This is a genomic window from Enterobacter sp. ECC_219_Taxon_10 (genome assembly GCF_058354905.1).
Genome location: NZ_CM178005.1, coordinates 1,303,575 through 1,321,084, shown reverse-complemented (window position 1 = coordinate 1,321,084; position 17,510 = coordinate 1,303,575). Strand labels below are relative to the sequence as shown.

General features: G+C 57.3%; 17 protein-coding genes. 10 read left to right on the top strand and 7 right to left on the bottom strand.

Annotated elements, in window-relative coordinates; genetic code table 11:
• Positions 1-42 precede the first annotated feature (42 nt).
• A complete protein-coding gene (locus AC4ICF_RS06270; RefSeq protein WP_316380731.1) occupies positions 43-2,283 on the top strand; it encodes a TonB-dependent siderophore receptor in 2,241 nt (746 codons plus the stop codon).
• Between the two features lie 61 nt (positions 2,284-2,344).
• Positions 2,345-3,019: an enterobactin synthase subunit EntD gene (entD, locus tag AC4ICF_RS06265; protein ID WP_316380732.1), complete on the top strand. Its 675-nt coding sequence runs from the start codon at positions 2,345-2,347 to the stop codon at positions 3,017-3,019.
• Here entD and AC4ICF_RS06260 read toward each other — a convergent pair.
• From AC4ICF_RS06260 to AC4ICF_RS06245, 4 genes are read right to left on the bottom strand one after another with little or no spacing between them, the layout of a single operon-like run.
• On the bottom strand, positions 2,970-3,812 hold the full coding sequence (locus AC4ICF_RS06260; RefSeq protein WP_316380733.1) for a metal ABC transporter permease: 843 nt from the start codon (positions 3,810-3,812) through the stop codon (positions 2,970-2,972). The two genes, entD and AC4ICF_RS06260, sit on opposite strands and share 50 nt — an antisense overlap.
• Positions 3,809-4,657 carry an iron/manganese ABC transporter permease subunit SitC gene (sitC, locus tag AC4ICF_RS06255; RefSeq protein ID WP_316380734.1) on the bottom strand — a complete coding sequence of 283 codons (849 nt, stop codon included), beginning with the start codon at positions 4,655-4,657 and terminating at the stop codon, positions 3,809-3,811. Before sitC ends, AC4ICF_RS06260 begins: the two co-directional genes overlap by 4 nt.
• The gene (gene sitB, locus AC4ICF_RS06250) at positions 4,654-5,460 is read right to left on the bottom strand and encodes an iron/manganese ABC transporter ATP-binding protein SitB (protein ID WP_116341291.1); all 807 of its coding nucleotides are present in this window, start codon (positions 5,458-5,460) and stop codon (positions 4,654-4,656) included. The genes sitC and sitB overlap by 4 nt, the downstream gene beginning before the upstream one ends.
• Positions 5,461-5,462: 2 nt before the next feature.
• Positions 5,463-6,374: a metal ABC transporter substrate-binding protein gene (locus AC4ICF_RS06245; RefSeq protein ID WP_316380735.1), complete on the bottom strand. Its 912-nt coding sequence runs from the start codon at positions 6,372-6,374 to the stop codon at positions 5,463-5,465.
• A 212-nt stretch (positions 6,375-6,586) separates the two neighbouring features.
• On the opposite strand from AC4ICF_RS06245, the gene AC4ICF_RS06240 reads away from it, so the two are divergent.
• The 3 genes from AC4ICF_RS06240 to AC4ICF_RS06230 are packed head-to-tail and all read left to right on the top strand — an operon-like array spanning position 6,587 to position 7,991.
• On the top strand, positions 6,587-7,147 hold the full coding sequence (locus tag AC4ICF_RS06240) for a type IV secretion protein Rhs (RefSeq protein ID WP_316380736.1): 561 nt from the start codon (positions 6,587-6,589) through the stop codon (positions 7,145-7,147).
• On the top strand, positions 7,144-7,500 hold the full coding sequence (locus AC4ICF_RS06235; RefSeq protein ID WP_316380737.1) for a putative T6SS immunity periplasmic lipoprotein: 357 nt from the start codon (positions 7,144-7,146) through the stop codon (positions 7,498-7,500). The genes AC4ICF_RS06240 and AC4ICF_RS06235 overlap by 4 nt, the downstream gene beginning before the upstream one ends.
• Positions 7,500-7,991, top strand: coding sequence for an Hcp family type VI secretion system effector (locus tag AC4ICF_RS06230; protein WP_316380738.1), 492 nt, complete (start codon positions 7,500-7,502; stop codon positions 7,989-7,991). The genes AC4ICF_RS06235 and AC4ICF_RS06230 overlap by 1 nt, the downstream gene beginning before the upstream one ends.
• A 141-nt stretch (positions 7,992-8,132) precedes the next feature.
• Here the strand turns inward: AC4ICF_RS06230 and nadS are convergent, their stop codons facing one another.
• The 3 genes from nadS to betT all read right to left on the bottom strand — a co-directional run bounded on the left by nadS (position 8,133) and on the right by betT (position 10,867).
• A complete protein-coding gene (nadS, locus tag AC4ICF_RS06225; protein WP_316380739.1) occupies positions 8,133-8,417 on the bottom strand; it encodes a NadS family protein in 285 nt (94 codons plus the stop codon).
• A 2-nt stretch (positions 8,418-8,419) separates the two neighbouring features.
• A complete protein-coding gene (locus AC4ICF_RS06220; protein WP_316380802.1) occupies positions 8,420-8,695 on the bottom strand; it encodes an addiction module toxin RelE in 276 nt (91 codons plus the stop codon).
• A 138-nt stretch (positions 8,696-8,833) separates the two neighbouring features.
• On the bottom strand, positions 8,834-10,867 hold the full coding sequence (gene betT / locus AC4ICF_RS06215; protein WP_029741651.1) for a choline BCCT transporter BetT: 2,034 nt from the start codon (positions 10,865-10,867) through the stop codon (positions 8,834-8,836).
• 128 nt (positions 10,868-10,995) lie between these two features.
• Here betT and betI point away from each other — a divergent pair, with 128 nt between their 5' ends.
• From betI to AC4ICF_RS06190, 5 genes are all read left to right on the top strand, one after another.
• Positions 10,996-11,583, top strand: a complete 588-nt coding sequence (gene betI, locus AC4ICF_RS06210; RefSeq protein WP_491466214.1) for a transcriptional regulator BetI — start codon at positions 10,996-10,998, stop codon at positions 11,581-11,583.
• Positions 11,584-11,596: 13 nt separating this feature from the next.
• Positions 11,597-13,069 carry a betaine-aldehyde dehydrogenase gene (gene betB / locus AC4ICF_RS06205; protein ID WP_316380740.1) on the top strand — a complete coding sequence of 491 codons (1,473 nt, stop codon included), beginning with the start codon at positions 11,597-11,599 and terminating at the stop codon, positions 13,067-13,069.
• 13 nt (positions 13,070-13,082) lie between these two features.
• Positions 13,083-14,762, top strand: coding sequence for a choline dehydrogenase (gene betA / locus AC4ICF_RS06200; RefSeq protein WP_316380741.1), 1,680 nt, complete (start codon positions 13,083-13,085; stop codon positions 14,760-14,762).
• A gap of 273 nt (positions 14,763-15,035) precedes the next feature.
• Complete coding sequence (locus AC4ICF_RS06195) at positions 15,036-15,776, top strand: SDR family oxidoreductase (protein WP_316380742.1); 741 nt, start codon at positions 15,036-15,038, stop codon at positions 15,774-15,776.
• 33 nt (positions 15,777-15,809) lie between these two features.
• Entirely contained in the window at positions 15,810-17,504 is a 1,695-nt protein-coding gene (locus AC4ICF_RS06190) for a thiamine pyrophosphate-binding protein (RefSeq protein WP_316380743.1), read from the top strand.
• Positions 17,505-17,510: the final 6 nt, after the last annotated feature.

The following is a 17,510-nucleotide window of genomic DNA, read 5'->3' as shown; positions in this document are numbered from 1 at the left end:
GGGAAGCGCGTTCATTAAATAACCATAAAAGCGGGACGTACAATGAATAAGAAGATTCACTCTCTGGCCTTGCTGGTCAATTTAGGGATTTATGGTGTCGCGCTGCCCGCCATGGCAGACGACAACACCGCCTCCGCGCAGCACGAAGACACCATGGTGATCACCGCCGCCGAGCAGAACCTGCAGGCGCCCGGGGTTTCCACCATCACCGCCGACGAGATCCGCAAAAACCCGCCCGCGCGCGACGTGGCGGAAATCATCCGCACCATGCCGGGCGTTAACCTCACCGGAAACTCCACCAGCGGCCAGCGCGGGAACAACCGCCAGATTGACATTCGCGGCATGGGCCCGGAAAACACCCTTATCCTGATCGACGGCAAGCCGGTCACCAGCCGTAACTCCATCCGTCTGGGCTGGCGCGGCGAGCGCGATACGCGCGGCGATACCGGCTGGGTGCCGCCGGAGATGATCGAGCGCATTGAGGTCATTCGAGGCCCGGCAGCCGCACGCTACGGTAACGGCGCGGCAGGCGGCGTGGTGAACATCATCACCAAAAAATTCGACGACCAGTGGCACGGCTCCTGGAACACCTACCTGAACGCGCCTGAACACAAGGACGAAGGTTCCACCAAACGCACCAACTTCAGCCTCAGCGGCCCGCTGGGCGGCGACTTCAGCTTCCGCATGTTCGGTAACCTGGATAAGACCCAGGCCGACGCGTGGGACATCAACCAGGGCCACCAGTCTGAGCGTACCGGCGCTTACGCCAACACCCTCCCTGCGGGCCGTGAAGGGGTGGAGAACAAAGACATCAACGGCGTGGTGCGCTGGGACTTCGCACCGATGCAGTCTCTGGAGTTTGAGGCGGGCTACAGCCGCCAGAACAACCTCTATGCGGGCGATACGCAGAACACCAACAACGACAGCGCGCTGGTGAAGAAAAACTACGGCAAAGAGACTAACCGTATTTATCGCCAGAACTTCGCGGTGACCTGGAACGGCGGCTGGGACAACGGCATTACCACCAGCAACTGGGCGCAGTACGAACACACCCGCAACTCCCGCCTGGGCGAAGGGCTGGCGGGCGGTACGGAAGGCCTGTTCAACAGCGATAAATTCACCGACACCGACCTGGCCGACGTGATGCTGCACAGCGAAATCAACCTGCCGATCGATTTCCTCGTCAACCAGAACCTGACTCTGGGTACCGAGTGGAACCAGCAGCGCATGAAGGACTCCACCTCCTTCTCGCAAACTCTGCAGGGCGGCACCATTCCGGGCATGAGCAACGACCGCAGCCCGTACACCTCGGCGGAGATTTTCTCCCTGTTCGCCGAAAACAACATGGAGCTGACCGACAGCACCATGCTGACCCCTGCCCTGCGCTTCGACCATCACACCATCGTCGGCAACAACTGGAGCCCGTCACTTAACCTGTCGCAGGCTCTGGGGGATGACTTCACGCTGAAGATGGGGATCGCGCGCGCCTACAAAGCGCCGAGCCTGTACCAGACCAACCCGAACTACCTGCTCTACAGCAAAGGCCAGGGCTGCTACGCAAGCTCTGACGGCGTGGGCTGCTACATGATGGGCAACGACGACCTGAAAGCCGAAACCAGCATCAACAAAGAGATTGGCCTGGAGTGGAAACGCGACGGCTGGCTGGCGGGTGTGACCTGGTTCCGCAACGACTACCGCGACAAGATTGAAGCGGGCTACGCGCCAATCGGTCACACCTCGTCCGGTAAAGTGCAGACGGACATCTACCAGTGGGAAAACGTGCCGAAGGCGGTGGTGGAAGGTCTGGAAGGCTCCCTGAACGTGCCGGTCAGCGACACGATTAACTGGACCAACAACATCACCTGGATGCTGCAGAGCAAGAACAAGGAGACCGGCGACCGTTTGTCGATCATTCCGGAGTACACCCTGAACTCAACCCTGAGCTGGCAGGTGCATCAGGACGTCTCGCTCCAGTCGACCTTTACCTGGTACGGCAAGCAGCAGCCGAAGAAGTACAACTACAAAGGCCAGCCGGTTACCGGGTCTGAGAAAGACGAAATCAGCCCGTACAGCATCGTTGGCCTGAGCGCGACCTGGGACATGACCAAAAACGTCAGCCTGACCGGCGGCGTGGACAACGTCTTCGACAAGCGTCAGTGGCGCGCGGGTAATGCCCAGACGACCGGAAATGCCACCACCGGTGCGTATATGTACGGTGCGGGTGCGTATACGTATAATGAACCGGGTCGCACCTGGTACATGAGCGTGAATACGCGTTTTTAAGGCACTGAAGTCAATCCTTCCCTCTCCCCTCCGGGGAGAGGGTCAGGGTGAGGGGAAAACCATGCACACCACCCACAGCACTTATTCTCTCGCCGGCCACACCCTCCACCGCATTACCTTCGACCCCGCCACCTTCACCGACGCCGATCTCCTCTGGCTCCCCCATCACGCACAGCTCGCTGACGCAGGACGCAAGCGCAAGGCCGACCATCTCGCCGGACGCATCGCTGCCGCGCACGCATTGAACGATCGCACCATTCCCGCGATCGGCCCCAGCGGGGAACCGCTCTGGCCGGAGGGCGTTTCCGGCAGCATCACCCACAGCGGCACGCAGGCCATGGCGGTGGTGGTTCGCGACAGACTCGCGCTTATCGGCATCGACTGCGAAACCATCCTGCCCGAAAATGAAGCCAGAGAAATTAAAGACGGCGTCATTGATGCCCGGGAAGAGCGCGTGCTTTCCCACTCGGGATACCCGTTTGCCCTCGCCCTGACGCTGGCGTTCAGCGCCAAAGAGAGCCTGTTCAAGGCCCTCTTTCCGCGGGTTCAGGCCTGGATGGGATTTGACAGCGCCCGCGTCACCATGCTCGACGATAAGACGCTTACGCTGGCCTTGACCCGTCAACTGGCAGGCTTTAACGAAGGCGCCACCTTCACCCTGCACTGGCAGCAGCAGGGCGAGCAAGCTATCGCCCTGCTGTCACGCTCTCCTGCCGACGGGCCTTCACGCTGGTAACCCCAAACGTCACGATAAACACCGCCGCGAACAGCACCACAATGGTCGGTGCAGGCGCGCTGTCGAGATAAAACGAGGCATACACGCCGCTAACCGACACGATGGCTGAAACGGCGACCGCCACCAGCAGCGCCATGTGGAAGCGCCGGGTGATGAGCACCGCTACCGCGCCGGGCGCGATCAGCAGTGAAATCGACAGAATAATCCCCACCGCCTTCAGCGTCGCCACGATGGTCAGCGACACCATGCACAGTAAACCATAGTGGAGCCAGCGGGTGCGCAGGCCGCTCGCCTGAGCCTGCTGATAGTCAAAGCAGAACAGCAGAAAGTCCCGCCACTTCAGGCCAATCACCAGCGCGATCAGCCCCGCCACGATCCCGCTTTGCAGAATGTCCATCCCGTTAATGCCCAGCATATCGCCGAACAAAATGTGGTCGAGATGCACCTCTGGCTTGACGGCGATATAGAGGATTAGGCCAGCGCCGAACATGCCGGAAAAGACGATCCCCATGACCGTATCCTGCTTGATGCGGCTGTTGTCCTTCAGGTAGCCGGTGGCAACCGCGCAGAACAGACCGGCCACGAACGCACCCAGCGCCAGCGGCAGGCCCATTATCCAGGCCAGCACGACGCCGGGAAACACCGCGTGGCTCATGGCGTCGCCCATCAGCGCCCAGCCTTTCAGCACCAGGAAAACGGACAGCAGCGCGCAGGGCACGGCCACCAGGAGTGAAATCAGCAGCGCGTTAGTCATAAACGCAAACTGGAAAGGTTCAAGGAGGATTGCCATCATGGGTGTGCCTCCCGCGCGCGACGGCGGCTGGCGAGCAGACCGTGCTTCGGCGCAAAGACGAACGCCAGCAGGAACAGCAGCGTCTGGGCGACGACAATAATGCCGCCGGTGGCGCCGTCCAGATAATAGCTGGCCCACGCGCCGAGGAAGCTGGTGATGCTGCCAATGGCGACGGCAATCATCAGCAGGCGCGGGAAGCGGTCGGTAAGCAGCCACGCGGTCGCGCCGGGGGTGACCACCAGACAGATCACCAGAAATGCCCCGACGGTTTGCAGCGCCGCCACGGTGGAGACCGCCAGCAGGGTAAAGAAGAGGATCTTCAGTCGTTCAGGACGCAGGCCGATGGCGCGGGCGTGGTTCTCATCAAAAAAGGTCACCATCAGATCTTTCCATTTGAACAGCAGGATAACCATCGACACCGCGCCGATAATTGCCAGCTGGACGATATCTTCCGGGGCGATGGCGAGAATATTGCCGAGCACGATGGTCTGAATATTCACCGAGGTCGGATTGAGCGAGACCATAAACAGCCCGAGCCCGAAAAAGGAGGAGAAGATCAGCCCGATGATGGCGTCCTCTTTCAGGCGGCTACGCTGGTTGAGAAACAGCATGCTCCCCGCCGCCAGCCCGCCCGACAGGAACGCCCCCAGCGAGAACGGCAGCCCGAGCATGTACGCTCCCGCCACGCCCGGCACGATGGAGTGCGAGAGCGCATCGCCGATCAGCGACCAGCCTTTGAGCATCAAATAGCAGGAGAGAAACGCGCACAGCCCACCCACCATCGCCGAGACCCACATCGCGTTGAGCATGTACTCGTAGCCGAAGGGTTCGAGAAGCGCGTTCATTTGGCCTCCTGTCGGTGGGTCACAAACGGCCGTTCGTCGTCGGTAATAATGCGATCTTCCGAGCCGCTGAGCACCACGTGGCGCAGCACGCCGCTGAAGGCGCGCTCAAGGTTCTCGGCGGTGAAGGTGGTGTCCGTCGGGCCGCTCGCCAGCACGGTGCCCTTGACCATCACCGTGTAATCGCAAAACTCTGTGACTGAACCTAAATTGTGGGTCGAGACAAGCATGGTTTTGCCCTCGTCGCGCAGCTCCCGCAGCAGGGTGATGATCCTGGCTTCGGTTTTGACGTCCACGCCGGTAAACGGCTCGTCGAGCAGGATCACCTCGCCCTGCTGGGCAATCGCCCGCGCCAGAAACACGCGCTTCTTCTGCCCGCCGGAGAGCTCGCCAATCTGCCGGTGGCGCAGCTCGAGCATATCCACGCGCTTCAGGGCGTCGGTCACTATTTGCCTGTCGCGCGCTTTAGGTCGGCGCAGGAAACCCATATGGCCGTAGCGGCCCATCATCACCACGTCTTCAACCAGCACCGGAAACGACCAGTCAACCTCTTCCGACTGCGGCACGTAGGCGACCAGATTCTGACGCAGCGCCCGGTGAGGCGGCAGCCCCAGAATGGTGATAGTGCCGCTCGCCGCCCGCACAAAGCCCATCACCGCCTTAAACAGCGTGGACTTGCCTGAACCGTTCACCCCCACCAGCGCGGCAATCGATCCGCCCGGCACGCTGAACGACGCATCGCGCAGCGCCGTGTGGCCGTTGCGGTAGGTCACGGTCACGTCTGTGACAACAATCCCCTTGTGCATGGTTACTCCTTCATGCCGTCACGGATGCCCTGCACCAGCGTGCGGGTGGTGACGTTCAGCAGATCGATATAGGTCGGCACCGGGCCGTTTTCCGCGCTCAGGGAGTCAACGTACAGCACGCCGCCGTAATGGGCGCCGGTTTCACGCGCCACCTGACGGGCGGGCTTATCCGAGACCGTGCTTTCGCTGAACACCGCCGGGATGTGATGTTTTTTAACCAGATCGATAACCTTGCGCACCTGCTGCGGCGTGCCCTGCCGATCGGCGTTGATCGGCCACAGGTAAAGCTCTTTCATGCCCAGATCCCGTGCCAGATAAGAGAATGCCCCTTCGCTGGTTACCATCCAGCGTTTGTCTTCCGGGATCTCCGCGACCTGCTTACGCAGCGGTTCGAGGGTGGCAGTGATCTTCTGCTTGTAGGCTTCCGCGTTGCGCTGATACGTCTGCGCGTTGGCCGGATCGTACTTCACCAGCGCGTCGCGGATGTTGTCGATGTAGATCAGGGCGTTGTCCGGCGACATCCACGCGTGCGGGTTGGGCTTGCCGTTATACGGCCCTTCGCCAATCCCCATCGGGGTAATACCTTTGGTGACAATCACCTCCGGCACGCCGTTCAGGTGCTGATAAAAACGCTGGAACCACAGTTCCAGATTCATGCCGTTCGCCAGGATCAACTGCGCCTTCTGCGCGCGTTTGATATCCCCCGGCGTAGGCTGGTACTCGTGGATTTCCGCGCCCGGCTTGGTAATGGAGGTCACGTCTGCGGCGTCACCCGCCACGTTTTTCGCCATATCGGCGATAACGGTAAAGGTGGTGATGACCTGAAACTTTTCAGCCGCCAGCGCGCCGGTAGTGGTCGCAGTCATGAGCAGCGCGCCGAGCAACAGACGCTTCAATCCTTGCAGTGGGTACATTGCAGAAGTCTCCAGAGGTGTTTAAATTCAAAGCAAAATTAGCCCGTGCTATAAGGTATAGCACAGGCTATATTTTAATGAAAATAGTTATCATTAAAGTTATGTCAATGAAGGGCGTGCAGGAGAAGTTTTAGGAAAAGTGCGTTCTTTTTTCTCTCACGGTCAAGAGTATGATTTATGGTCAATACCCATATTAAATAAGTGGAATTGACATGCCGGTTAATGAAAGAATTCATCCCACATCGGGAACCCCGATTAATCCGGGAGGGGTCCGACAGCTCACTGTTGGTGAAATCGCTCTGGCGAAGACGCTTTACGGTTACAGCATTCGCTATCATCGGGTTTGGGTGCACAGGGAAAGTTATCTTCCTTTTAATTTGCAACCGGTTGATGTGGCGATGAGTCCCAACGGGGAAATATGGTACAGAGAGGAAACGTATTCGCCGGATTTTTCGTTAGAGAAAAGCCTCCGAAAACAGCATCGATTCATGCATGAAATGATGCACGTCTGGCAGACGCAAAAAGGTATGTTTGTCAGAACCAGGGGATTATTTTCTGGCATTGCTGATTATTCATACAGCTTAGATAAAGCAGATCTATTGCATTATGGTTTAGAGCAACAGGCATCAATAGTAAGTGACTATTGGTTATTGAAATACCATGGTTTAACAAACAATGAGCATTTATTTGAATATCGTGATTTTAACCGGAATGAGACTATTTATTATCTTCTTCAGAAATACCAAACAATTTTGAGAGGTTTTCCTGGATGAAAAAAATAATTACCTTGCTTAGTTTATGCATTTTACTGACGGGCTGTCCGGGAGGCAAACGTGCACCATATCCCAGAGCCACGTATATTAATGGAGATTATCTCTGTTTTAGCGTAAATAAAAAAGACAAACTTAATTATTATACAATTTACTCTAGTGAAGGTAGCGATATAACCATCGTCACTGGTTCCGGAAGGAAACAATTGAATCTTAACTACCCTGATAATTGCATAGATATCAATTGGAAATATGGATACACCTACGTAATCAACTATGGCCTGAATGGCGCAGATTATGAACATGAGTTTTTTATCGATAACGACGGGCAACTAACTAATCTGGGAGGATTATAATGTCATTACCCGCTTACTTATTTCTCTATGATGAGAATGGAATGCTCATTCAGGGCGATTGTTTGATGCCAGGCCGGGAAGGTGCTATTGAAATCATGAACAGCAGTTACGGCATAAAGCAGGCAGTGGACAGTCATACCGGAAATATGACCGGAACACGGCAGCATGGCCCGGTTACTCTGCATAAGCAATTAGATAAAGTGAGTCCTTATCTTGCCGTTGCCGCCTGCGAGGGCAGACGCCTGCAAAAAGCCATTATCAAATATTATGAAATTGTTGAAGCGGGAGCAGAAAGAGAGATCTACACCATTACGCTTGATAGCGTGGTGATCTCATCCCTAGACTTCACGCATGTCTATTACCCGGGCAGCTCAGCGCCGAATATGCATGAAGTGGTTGGACTTAGATTCCGGGGTATTCAGTGGAATTATGCGAAAGGCAATATTCTTTATGGCGATGCATGGATGAAACCCGCGCAAAAAGAAAAATAAGATGAAAATTTTACATGAAGAAAATATTGCCCTACAGTCCCAATCCACATTCAAAGCCTGATGGCGCTTCGCTTATCAGGCCTGCGGAAAAGTGGTTTTGTAGGCCGGGTAAGCGCAGCGCCACCCGGCATAAAGGGTTGCTTACTGCCCGGCAAGTGCCTTATAAAACGCAGGATTCGCCTGAATCACATTAAGTACCTTCGCCGCAAGTCCGGTTGGGTTACGGCGTTTGGACTCCCAGCTTTTTATCGTATCGACGCTAGTGCCAAGCGCCTTCGCCATCTCACTTTGCGTGATATTGAGCTGCTCTCTGATTGCGCGCACATCTGCAACTTCATAGCGGGTTACTCTGGAAGCGGCTTTCCTTCCGCTATGGATCTCAACGGCCTCTTCAAGCGAAGATTTTAATTCATCAAAGATACTCATTATCAGCCTCCACCTGCCTGATTGGGGTACATAGTACACCTTTCATTTACGGCATTGGAAGCCGTATTTTTCAGAACAGAAGTCAGCTTTTTAAGTTCTACTTTCTCTGCTTCTGTCAGGCTGTCCTTTATGCATTTTGGATAGGCCATGATAAGATCGCCTTTATCAGGCCAGGCAATGAGTTCCTTTTGCAGATCCTTTAATTCATCATCCGTAGCAATGCTTTTAATCTGTCGGGTAAAGAGTGATGTTTCGATAAACTCTATCGCATGACTCATCCATAGTTCCTTCCCTAAACGCAGCAAAAGCCCGAATGCTTCAGCACCAGGCTCTTGCTGCATGGTTACTCTTCCTTGAGTAATACTGCGCCAAATAACTGTATTTATATACAGCTTAAAGGTATTTTAAGAATCCGTTTAAACATCCGGGAACATCACGCTATTACCCGGCGCTTCCCTGTGCAGATGGATAAAGTTCAGGTGCCGTTCATACTGGTCCAGAATATCCGTTATCACCTGCTCCTTGCTGTAATCCATCAAATCATTCCCCTGGCTCCCCTCAAGCAGGAAGGTCTCCAGCCGGTAGTAGGTCGATTTCCCGCTGCGCGCCCGGTAGGTAAAACCGGGGACCGAGTACTGCTGCGGCCAAATCTGATAGACAAAGTTCTGCTCGTCGCCCATGTGCACCAGCAGATCCAGGTGCCCCAGGGTCTCGCCCTCCTCCGGCGGCAGGTTTTTCAGCTCCACGTAAGCACCACGCAGCTTCAGCTCCTGTGCCACCTCTTCCATTGCGGGGAAGCAGACCGTCTCCATCATCTGTTTGGTGTAGCGCGTGCCAGGGTAGTTCATCAGGCGCGAGAGGCGTTTCTTCCAGCTCAGCCTGTCCTGCGCCCCCATCGGACGCGGCGCGGTGTCGCGGCTCGCGCTGACGCGGCGGTAGTCTTCCACCTTGAGCGATTTATACAGCCCGGCCATCACGAAGAAGATGACGAAGCTGAACGGCAGGCCCATGATCACCGTGGTGTTCTGCAGCGCCGAAATGCCGTTGGTCATCAGCATGCCGAGCGTCAGCAGGCCGATGGCGACGGACCAGAAGATGCGCAGCCAGTTCGGCGCATCGCTGTTGATGTCCTTGAGCTTCGAGGTGAAGTTGCCCAGCACCAGCGCGCCGGAATCCGCTGAGGTGACGTAGAACAGCAAGCCGGTGATGGTCGCCACGGAGGCGCTAAAGGTAAACGCCGGGTACTGCGCCAGCAGGCTGTAGAAGCCGCGCTCCGGGTGCGCCATCGCTTCCTGTGCGAAGGTCGCGTTGCCGTGGATGATCTCGTGCAGCGCGCTGTTGCCGAAAATCGACAGCCACAGCAGGGTAAAGGTGAACGGAATAATCAGCGTGCCCATCACGAACTGGCGGATGGTGCGCCCGCGCGAAATACGCGCCAGGAACAGGCCAACAAACGGCGACCACGCCACCCACCACGCCCAGAAGAACAGCGTCCAGTTGTTCATCCACTCCACCGGACGGTCGAAGGCGAAGCTGTTCAGCGTCATGCCCATAAAGCGGTTTACGTAGTCGCCCACGTTAAGCACTAAGGCATTGAGCAGGAACGAGGTGTCGCCCATAAACAGCACGAACAGGATAAGCCCCAGCGCCAGCGCCACGTTCAGCTCGGAGAGCACGCGGATGCCCTTATCGACGCCTGAGGTCACCGAAATGGTGGCGATAATAACGGAGAGCGCAATCAGCGCCGCTTTGGCCGCCATCGAGTCCGGGATGTCAAACAGCACGCTCAGCCCGTAGTTGAGCTGCACCACGCCAATCCCGAGCGTGGTGGCGATACCAAAGATGGTGCCAATTACCGCCGCAATATCAACGCTGTGGCCAATCGGGCCGTTAATTTTTTTACCGAAAATCGGATACAGCGCGGAGCGAATGGTGAGGGGCAAATTATAACGATAGCTAAAGTATCCGAGCGCCATGCCCATCAGGGCATACATCGACCAGCCCGTCAGGCCGTAGTGGAACAGCGTCCAGACCATTGCCTGGCGCGCGGCCTCCATCGTCTGCCCTGCCCCTTCCGGCGGCTGCATATACTGCGTGACCGGTTCCGCCACGGAGAAGAACATCAGGTCGATGCCGATGCCTGCGGCAAACAGCATCGCGGCCCAGCTCAGCAGGCTGAACTCGGGCTTGGACTGCTCTGGCCCGAGCTTCACTGACCCAAAGCGCGAACAGGCAATACAAACCACGAAAACAATGTAAAGCGTCGCCGCCAGCAGGTAGTACCAGCCGAAGGTCTTCGACACCCAGTTCAGGGTGCGCCCAATCCACTCGGCAGAAAAATCGCGAAAGAAGATCGTCGTCAGGGAAAACAACAAAATCAGCCCGGCGGAAGTATAAAAAACGACCGGGTTGATTTTGTCTTTTTCTCTGTCCTGTGAAAGGTCTGTCATCCAGTATCCTCACTGTTTTTGTAACTATTAAAATCCAAATCCGCAACAATTAAGACACATTTTATATTGAACGTCCAATCAAAAACCGCTTTAATATATAACCAACGCTGATGAATGGAGTGGCAAAAATGCCCAAAGTGGGGATGCAGCCGATCCGGCGCAGGCAGCTTATCGACGCCACGCTGGAAGCAATTAATGAAGTGGGCATGCACGATGCGACCATCACGCAAATCGCCCGTCGGGCGGGCGTGTCCACGGGGATCATCAGTCACTATTTCAAAGACAAAAACGGCCTGCTGGAAGCGACCATGCGCGACATTACCGGCCAGCTGCGCGACGCGGTATTGAGCCGTTTACACGCCCTGCCGGGCGGCAGCGCGGAGCAGCGCCTGCAGGCGATTGTCAGCGGCAACTTCGATGAAACCCAGGTCAGCGGCGCGGCAATGAAGGCCTGGCTGGCCTTCTGGGCAAGCAGCATGCACCAGCCGATGCTCTATCGCCTGCAGCAGGTCAGCAGCCGCCGCCTGCTCTCAAACCTGGTGTACGAGTTCCGCCGCGAGCTGCCGCGTGAACAGGCTGAAGAGGCGGGCTACGGGCTCGCGGCGCTGATCGACGGGCTGTGGCTGCGCGCCGCGCTGAGCGGCAAGCCGCTGGATAAAACCCTGGCGCAGTCGCTCACCAGCCACTTTATCAGCCAGCATTTACCGACCGAATAACCGAGGAGAATTTATGTCCCGAATGGCAGAACAGCAGCTTTATATCAATGGTGGTTATACATCCGCCACCAGCGGTCGCACCTTCGAGACCATCAACCCGGCCAACGGTGAAGTTCTGGCGAGCGTACAGGCCGCCGGGCGCGAAGACGTCGACCGCGCCGTGGAAAGCGCAAAACGCGGGCAAAAAATCTGGGCGGCAATGACCGCCATGGAGCGCTCGCGCATTCTGCGACGCGCCGTCGACATCCTGCGCGAGCGCAACGACGATCTGGCGAAACTGGAAACCCTCGACACCGGTAAAGCGTATTCCGAAACCTCAACCGTCGATATCGTCACCGGCGCGGATGTACTGGAGTACTACGCGGGGCTGATCCCGGCGCTGGAAGGCAGCCAGATCCCGCTGCGCGACACCTCGTTCGTCTACACCCGCCGCGAGCCGCTGGGCGTGGTGGCGGGCATCGGCGCGTGGAACTACCCGATCCAGATCGCCCTGTGGAAATCGGCCCCGGCGCTGGCGGCGGGCAACGCGATGATCTTCAAGCCAAGCGAAGTGACGCCGCTCACCGCCCTGAAGCTTGCGGAGATCTACACCGAAGCGGGCCTGCCGGACGGCGTGTTTAACGTCCTGCCGGGCGTGGGCGCGGAAACCGGCCAGTACCTGACCGAGCATCCGGGCATCGCGAAAGTCTCCTTCACCGGCGGCGTCGCCAGCGGCAAAAAGGTGATGGCCAACTCGGCGGCCTCGTCTCTGAAAGAGGTGACGATGGAGCTGGGCGGCAAATCCCCGCTGATTATTTTTGACGATGCGGATCTGGATCTCGCGGCAGACATCGCCATGATGGCGAACTTTTTCAGCTCCGGCCAGGTGTGCACCAACGGCACCCGCGTGTTCGTGCCCGCGAAGTTTAAAGCAACGTTTGAGCAGAAAATCGTTGAGCGGGTGGGCCGCATCCGCGCGGGCGATCTGTTCGATGAACGTACCAACTTCGGCCCGATGGTCAGCTTCCCGCACCGCGACAGCGTGATGCGCTACATCGCCAAAGGCAAAGAGGAAGGCGCCCGCGTGCTGTGCGGCGGCGACGTGCTGAAGGGCGACGGCTTTGACAACGGCGCGTGGGTCGCCCCGACCGTGTTCACCGACTGCACCGACGAGATGACCATCGTGCGCGAAGAGATCTTCGGCCCGGTGATGTCCATCCTTACCTACGCAAGTGATGAAGAAGCCATTCGCCGCGCCAATGACACCGACTACGGCCTGGCGGCAGGCATCGTCACTGCCGACCTGAACCGCGCCCACAGCGCCATTCATCAGCTCGAAGCGGGCATCTGCTGGATCAACACATGGGGTGAATCCGCCGCGGAGATGCCGGTCGGCGGCTACAAGCACTCCGGCATTGGCCGCGAGAACGGCGTGATGACGCTGCAGAGCTACACCCAGGTGAAGTCCATCCAGGTTGAGATGGGTAAATTCCAGTCCATATTTTAACCGGGAGGTTTATTTGCAATTTGACTACATCATTATCGGGGCCGGCTCTGCCGGCAACGTCCTGGCAACGCGACTGACTGAAGATCCGAACACCACCGTCCTGCTGCTTGAGGCGGGCGGGCCGGATTACCGCTTTGACTTCCGCACCCAGATGCCCGCCGCGCTGGCGTTCCCGCTGCAGGGCAAGCGCTACAACTGGGCGTACGAAACCGAGCCAGAGCCGTACATGAACAACCGCCGTATGGAGTGCGGACGCGGTAAAGGGCTGGGCGGCTCGTCGCTGATCAACGGCATGTGCTACATCCGCGGTAACGCGATGGATCTCGACCACTGGGCCAAAGAGCCGGGCCTGGAGCACTGGAGCTACCTCAACTGCCTGCCCTACTACCGCAAGGCAGAGACGCGCGACGTGGGCCCGAATGACTACCACGGCGGCGACGGTCCGGTGAGCGTTACCACCTCGAAGCCGGGCGTGAACCCGCTGTTTGAGGCGATGGTGGAGGCTGGCGTGCAGGCGGGCTATCCGCGCACCGAGGATCTCAACGGCTACCAGCAGGAAGGCTTCGGCCCGATGGACCGCACGGTCACGCCGCAGGGCCGACGCGCCAGCACCGCACGCGGCTATCTGGACCAGGCAAAACAGCGCCCGAACCTGACCATCCGCACCCACGCCACGACCGATCGCATTCTGTTCGACGGCAAGCGCGCCGTGGGCGTCGAGTGGCTGGAGGGTGAAAGCACTATTCCGTCCAACGCGACGGCGATCAAAGAGGTGCTGCTGTGCGCAGGGGCCATTGCTTCCCCGCAGATCCTCCAGCGCTCCGGCGTGGGCAGCGCGGACCTGCTGAAGCAGTTTGATATTCCGCTGGTGCACGACCTGCCCGGCGTGGGCGAAAATCTCCAGGATCACCTGGAGATGTACCTTCAGTACGAGTGCAAAGAGCCGGTCTCCCTCTACCCTGCCCTGCAGTGGTGGAACCAGCCGAAGATTGGCGCCGAATGGCTGTTTGGCGGCACCGGCGTAGGGGCGAGCAACCACTTCGAAGCGGGCGGGTTTATCCGCAGCCGCGAGGAGTTCGAATGGCCGAACATTCAGTACCACTTCCTGCCGGTAGCGATTAACTACAACGGCTCGAACGCGGTAAAAGAGCACGGCTTCCAGTGCCACGTCGGATCGATGCGCTCGCCGAGCCGCGGGCACGTGCGGATTAAATCCCGCGATCCGCACCAGCATCCTGCGATCCTGTTCAACTATATGTCCCACGAGCAGGACTGGCAGGAGTTCCGCGACGCGATCCGCATCACCCGCGAGATCATGCACCAGCCCGCGCTGGACAAGTACCGCGGCCGCGAAATCAGCCCGGGCGTCGAGTGCCAGACCGACGAGCAGCTGGACGAGTTCGTGCGTAACCACGCGGAAACCGCGTTCCACCCGTGCGGCACCTGCAAGATGGGCTACGACGAGATGGCGGTGGTCGACGGCGAAGGCCGCGTTCACGGGCTGGAAGGGCTACGCGTGGTGGATGCGTCGATTATGCCGCAGATTATTACCGGCAACCTGAACGCCACCACGATTATGATCGGCGAGAAAATTGCGGATGCCATTCGCGGGCGCGAGCCGCTGGCGAAGAGCACGGCGGCGTATTACGTGGCGAACGGCGCGCCGGTTCGTCAGGTATTACAGAACGTTTAATATTCTGCCCTCTCCGTAAAACGAGAGGGTTTTCAATACATCCCTTCATTACGATAATATTTTTCGATACCTATAAGAAATAAATATTACCCTGCAATTAATTTGTTTATTTAAAAGTCTGTTGACACTGCTCCCGCAATTCAACTAAGTTTAATCGAATGTCTTTCCATTCGAAATATACAATATATTTAAACCTGAAATTAAAGAAAACGTCATTATTCTTTAATTCTCCCCTGCCTTTATTTTTGCATCACTCAACCGCGAGATAAGATCATGAATAATAGTGCAAACCAAGTTGTTGTTATCACCGGCGCCAGCAGCGGTATCGGTCAGGCTATTGCCCTGTATTTAGCGAATAAGCCCTTTTCGCTGGTACTGGTGGCGCGTCGCCTGGACAGAGTTAACGCCCTGGTGGATCGCATCATCCAGCAGGGCGGCCGGGCGATTGCCGTGAAGGCGGACGTGACCCGTCAGGAGGAGGTTCAGCACGCGATTGACGCTGCCGTTGCCGCATACCAACGCGTCGATGTGCTGATCAACAACGCGGGCTTTATGGCTATCGCCCCCATCAGCGAGCGCAAGACCGACGAGTGGGATCGGATGATCGATACCAATCTTAAAGGCGTTTTATACGGCATTGCGGCGGCGTTACCGGTGTTCCAGCACCAGGGTGGCGGGCATTTTATTAACGTTGCGTCTGTGGCCGGTATTAAGGTGCTTGCGCCCGGCGGCGTGGTCTACAGCGCCACGAAATTCGCCGTCCGCGCGCTGAGCGAAGGCTTGCGTCAGGAGGTGGGTAAAACGGTCCGCACTACGCTTATTTCCCCCGGTGCGGTCGAGAGCGAACTGCAGTTCGGCAGTTCTGACGAAGAGAGTAAAAAATTCCTGCATGAATTTTATAAGCAGGCTATTCCGGCAGATGCCATTGCGCGGGCCGTATTATTTGCTATCGAGCAGCCTGATGATGTTGATGTAAATGAAATTGTCGTCCGGCCAACGCAGGAAGAATTTTAGCATGACTTAAATAACGCTGAATGAGGTGTCATTATGATTAAGTCATTAACGTCCTTATCAGATTTAAATATGCGAACAGGTGCCGATATTCTCCTTGAGGTTCTTGAGAGTGAAGGCGTGGAATATATATTTGGCAACCCCGGCACGACGGAACTCCCGCTGATTGACGCCCTGCTCCGGCATGAAAATATTCATTATATTCTGGCGCTCCAGGAGAGCAGCGTGGTCGCCATTGCTGACGGCTACGCGAAAGCCTCCGGCAAGACCGGTTTTATCAATTTGCACACCGCCAGCGGTCTCGGGCACGGAATGGGAAATTTAATCAACTCGCGGATCATGAAAACGCCGCTGGTTGTCACCGTCGGGCAGCAGGACACGCGGCACTACGTGCGCGACCCGCTCCTGTATGATGACATAGTCTCCATTGGAGCGCCGGTGGTGAAATGGGCGCAGGAGGTCACCAGCGCCGACCAGCTCCCGGTTCTTGTGCGTCGCGCGTTCCATGCTGCCAGCTATCCCCCCGCCGGTCCCGTATTGCTCTCTCTGCCAATGAACGTGATGGAAGAGCTGAGCGACGCCGGGATACAAACGGCCTCCAAAGTGAACTATCACACCGTCGCGGGCTCGCTGGACGAGCTGGCGGCGGACCTGAGCCAGGTTACGCCCGGCAGGATCATGATTGTGGCGGGGGATGAAGTTCACTCCAGCGGCTCGACGCCGGAGATTGTCCAGCTTGCAGAAGCGCTAGGTGCACACGTTTACGGCTCATCGTGGCCGTTGAATTTGCCCTTTCCCACGCAGCATGCCCTCTGGCGCGGCAATATGCCTACCACCGCCAGTGAAATTGCCAGCATCGTTAACGCCTACGACGCGGTGTTTATCATCGGGGGTAGAAGCCTGATCACCATATTATACAGCGAAGGAGACGCGATTCCGGGCTCATGCGCGGTCTACCAGCTCTCCGCCGACATGAACGAGCTGGGCCGCACCTACGCTACACGCCTGTCGGTTATGGGGGATATCAAACTCTCCCTGAAGGCGCTATTACCTCTGCTTGAGCAGCGCCTGGTGGCAGGCAAATTGACGCATCAGCGGCTGCTCAAAACGGCACGCGCTGAACGTGAAAAAGAGTGGCAACTGCAGGAAGAACGTCTGGCTGCCGAGCGGCTGCGCCCGGCTATTTCGCCGATGGTGGCGGCCTATGAAGTCATCAAAGCCGTTCCGCCGGGCGTCACCATTGTTGATGAAGCGATTGCCACAGCCAGACATGTCCGGCGTTTTATCTCCGACCCGCAGCACCAGCGCTACTATTTCATGCGCGGCGGCGGTCTGGGCTGGGGTATGCCTGCGGCGGTGGGCCACTCGCTGGGGCTGGGCCGCGAGCCGGTAGTGTGCCTGATGGGCGACGGCGCCTCGCTGTATTCACCGCAGGCGCTCTGGACGGCGGCACACGAAAACCTGCCGGTCACTTTTATCGTCATGAACAACCGGGAGTACAACGTTCTTAAAAACTTTATGAAGGGCCAGCCGGGCTACAGCTCGACGCAGCTGGGGCGCTTTATCGGGATGGATTTGGTTAACCCGCACATCGATTTTCAGTCGCTGGGCACCGCCATGGGCATTCGCTGTTGTCGGATAACCGATGCCGCAGACATCGCCGAAGCGGTAACCCGCGGACTGCAGTCAGGAAAAACCAACCTGATTGAAATCGCGATTTCCGCGGATTAACTGCAT

Bases quoted from the DNA above. Each gene is read 5' to 3' on its own strand.
- AC4ICF_RS06270 (WP_316380731.1), top strand. From the start codon at position 43: ATGAATAAGAAGATTCACTCTCTGGCCTTGCTGGTCAATTTAGGGATT.
- entD (WP_316380732.1), top strand. From the start codon at position 2,345: ATGCACACCACCCACAGCACTTATTCTCTCGCCGGCCACACCCTCCAC.
- AC4ICF_RS06260 (WP_316380733.1), bottom strand. From the start codon at position 3,812: ATGATGGCAATCCTCCTTGAACCTTTCCAGTTTGCGTTTATGACTAAC.
- sitC (WP_316380734.1), bottom strand. From the start codon at position 4,657: ATGAACGCGCTTCTCGAACCCTTCGGCTACGAGTACATGCTCAACGCG.
- sitB (WP_116341291.1), bottom strand. From the start codon at position 5,460: ATGCACAAGGGGATTGTTGTCACAGACGTGACCGTGACCTACCGCAAC.
- AC4ICF_RS06245 (WP_316380735.1), bottom strand. From the start codon at position 6,374: ATGTACCCACTGCAAGGATTGAAGCGTCTGTTGCTCGGCGCGCTGCTC.
- AC4ICF_RS06240 (WP_316380736.1), top strand. From the start codon at position 6,587: ATGCCGGTTAATGAAAGAATTCATCCCACATCGGGAACCCCGATTAAT.
- AC4ICF_RS06235 (WP_316380737.1), top strand. From the start codon at position 7,144: ATGAAAAAAATAATTACCTTGCTTAGTTTATGCATTTTACTGACGGGC.
- AC4ICF_RS06230 (WP_316380738.1), top strand. From the start codon at position 7,500: ATGTCATTACCCGCTTACTTATTTCTCTATGATGAGAATGGAATGCTC.
- nadS (WP_316380739.1), bottom strand. From the start codon at position 8,417: ATGAGTATCTTTGATGAATTAAAATCTTCGCTTGAAGAGGCCGTTGAG.
- AC4ICF_RS06220 (WP_316380802.1), bottom strand. From the start codon at position 8,695: ATGAGTCATGCGATAGAGTTTATCGAAACATCACTCTTTACCCGACAG.
- betT (WP_029741651.1), bottom strand. From the start codon at position 10,867: ATGACAGACCTTTCACAGGACAGAGAAAAAGACAAAATCAACCCGGTC.
- betI (WP_491466214.1), top strand. From the start codon at position 10,996: ATGCCCAAAGTGGGGATGCAGCCGATCCGGCGCAGGCAGCTTATCGAC.
- betB (WP_316380740.1), top strand. From the start codon at position 11,597: ATGTCCCGAATGGCAGAACAGCAGCTTTATATCAATGGTGGTTATACA.
- AC4ICF_RS06195 (WP_316380742.1), top strand. From the start codon at position 15,036: ATGAATAATAGTGCAAACCAAGTTGTTGTTATCACCGGCGCCAGCAGC.
- AC4ICF_RS06190 (WP_316380743.1), top strand. From the start codon at position 15,810: ATGATTAAGTCATTAACGTCCTTATCAGATTTAAATATGCGAACAGGT.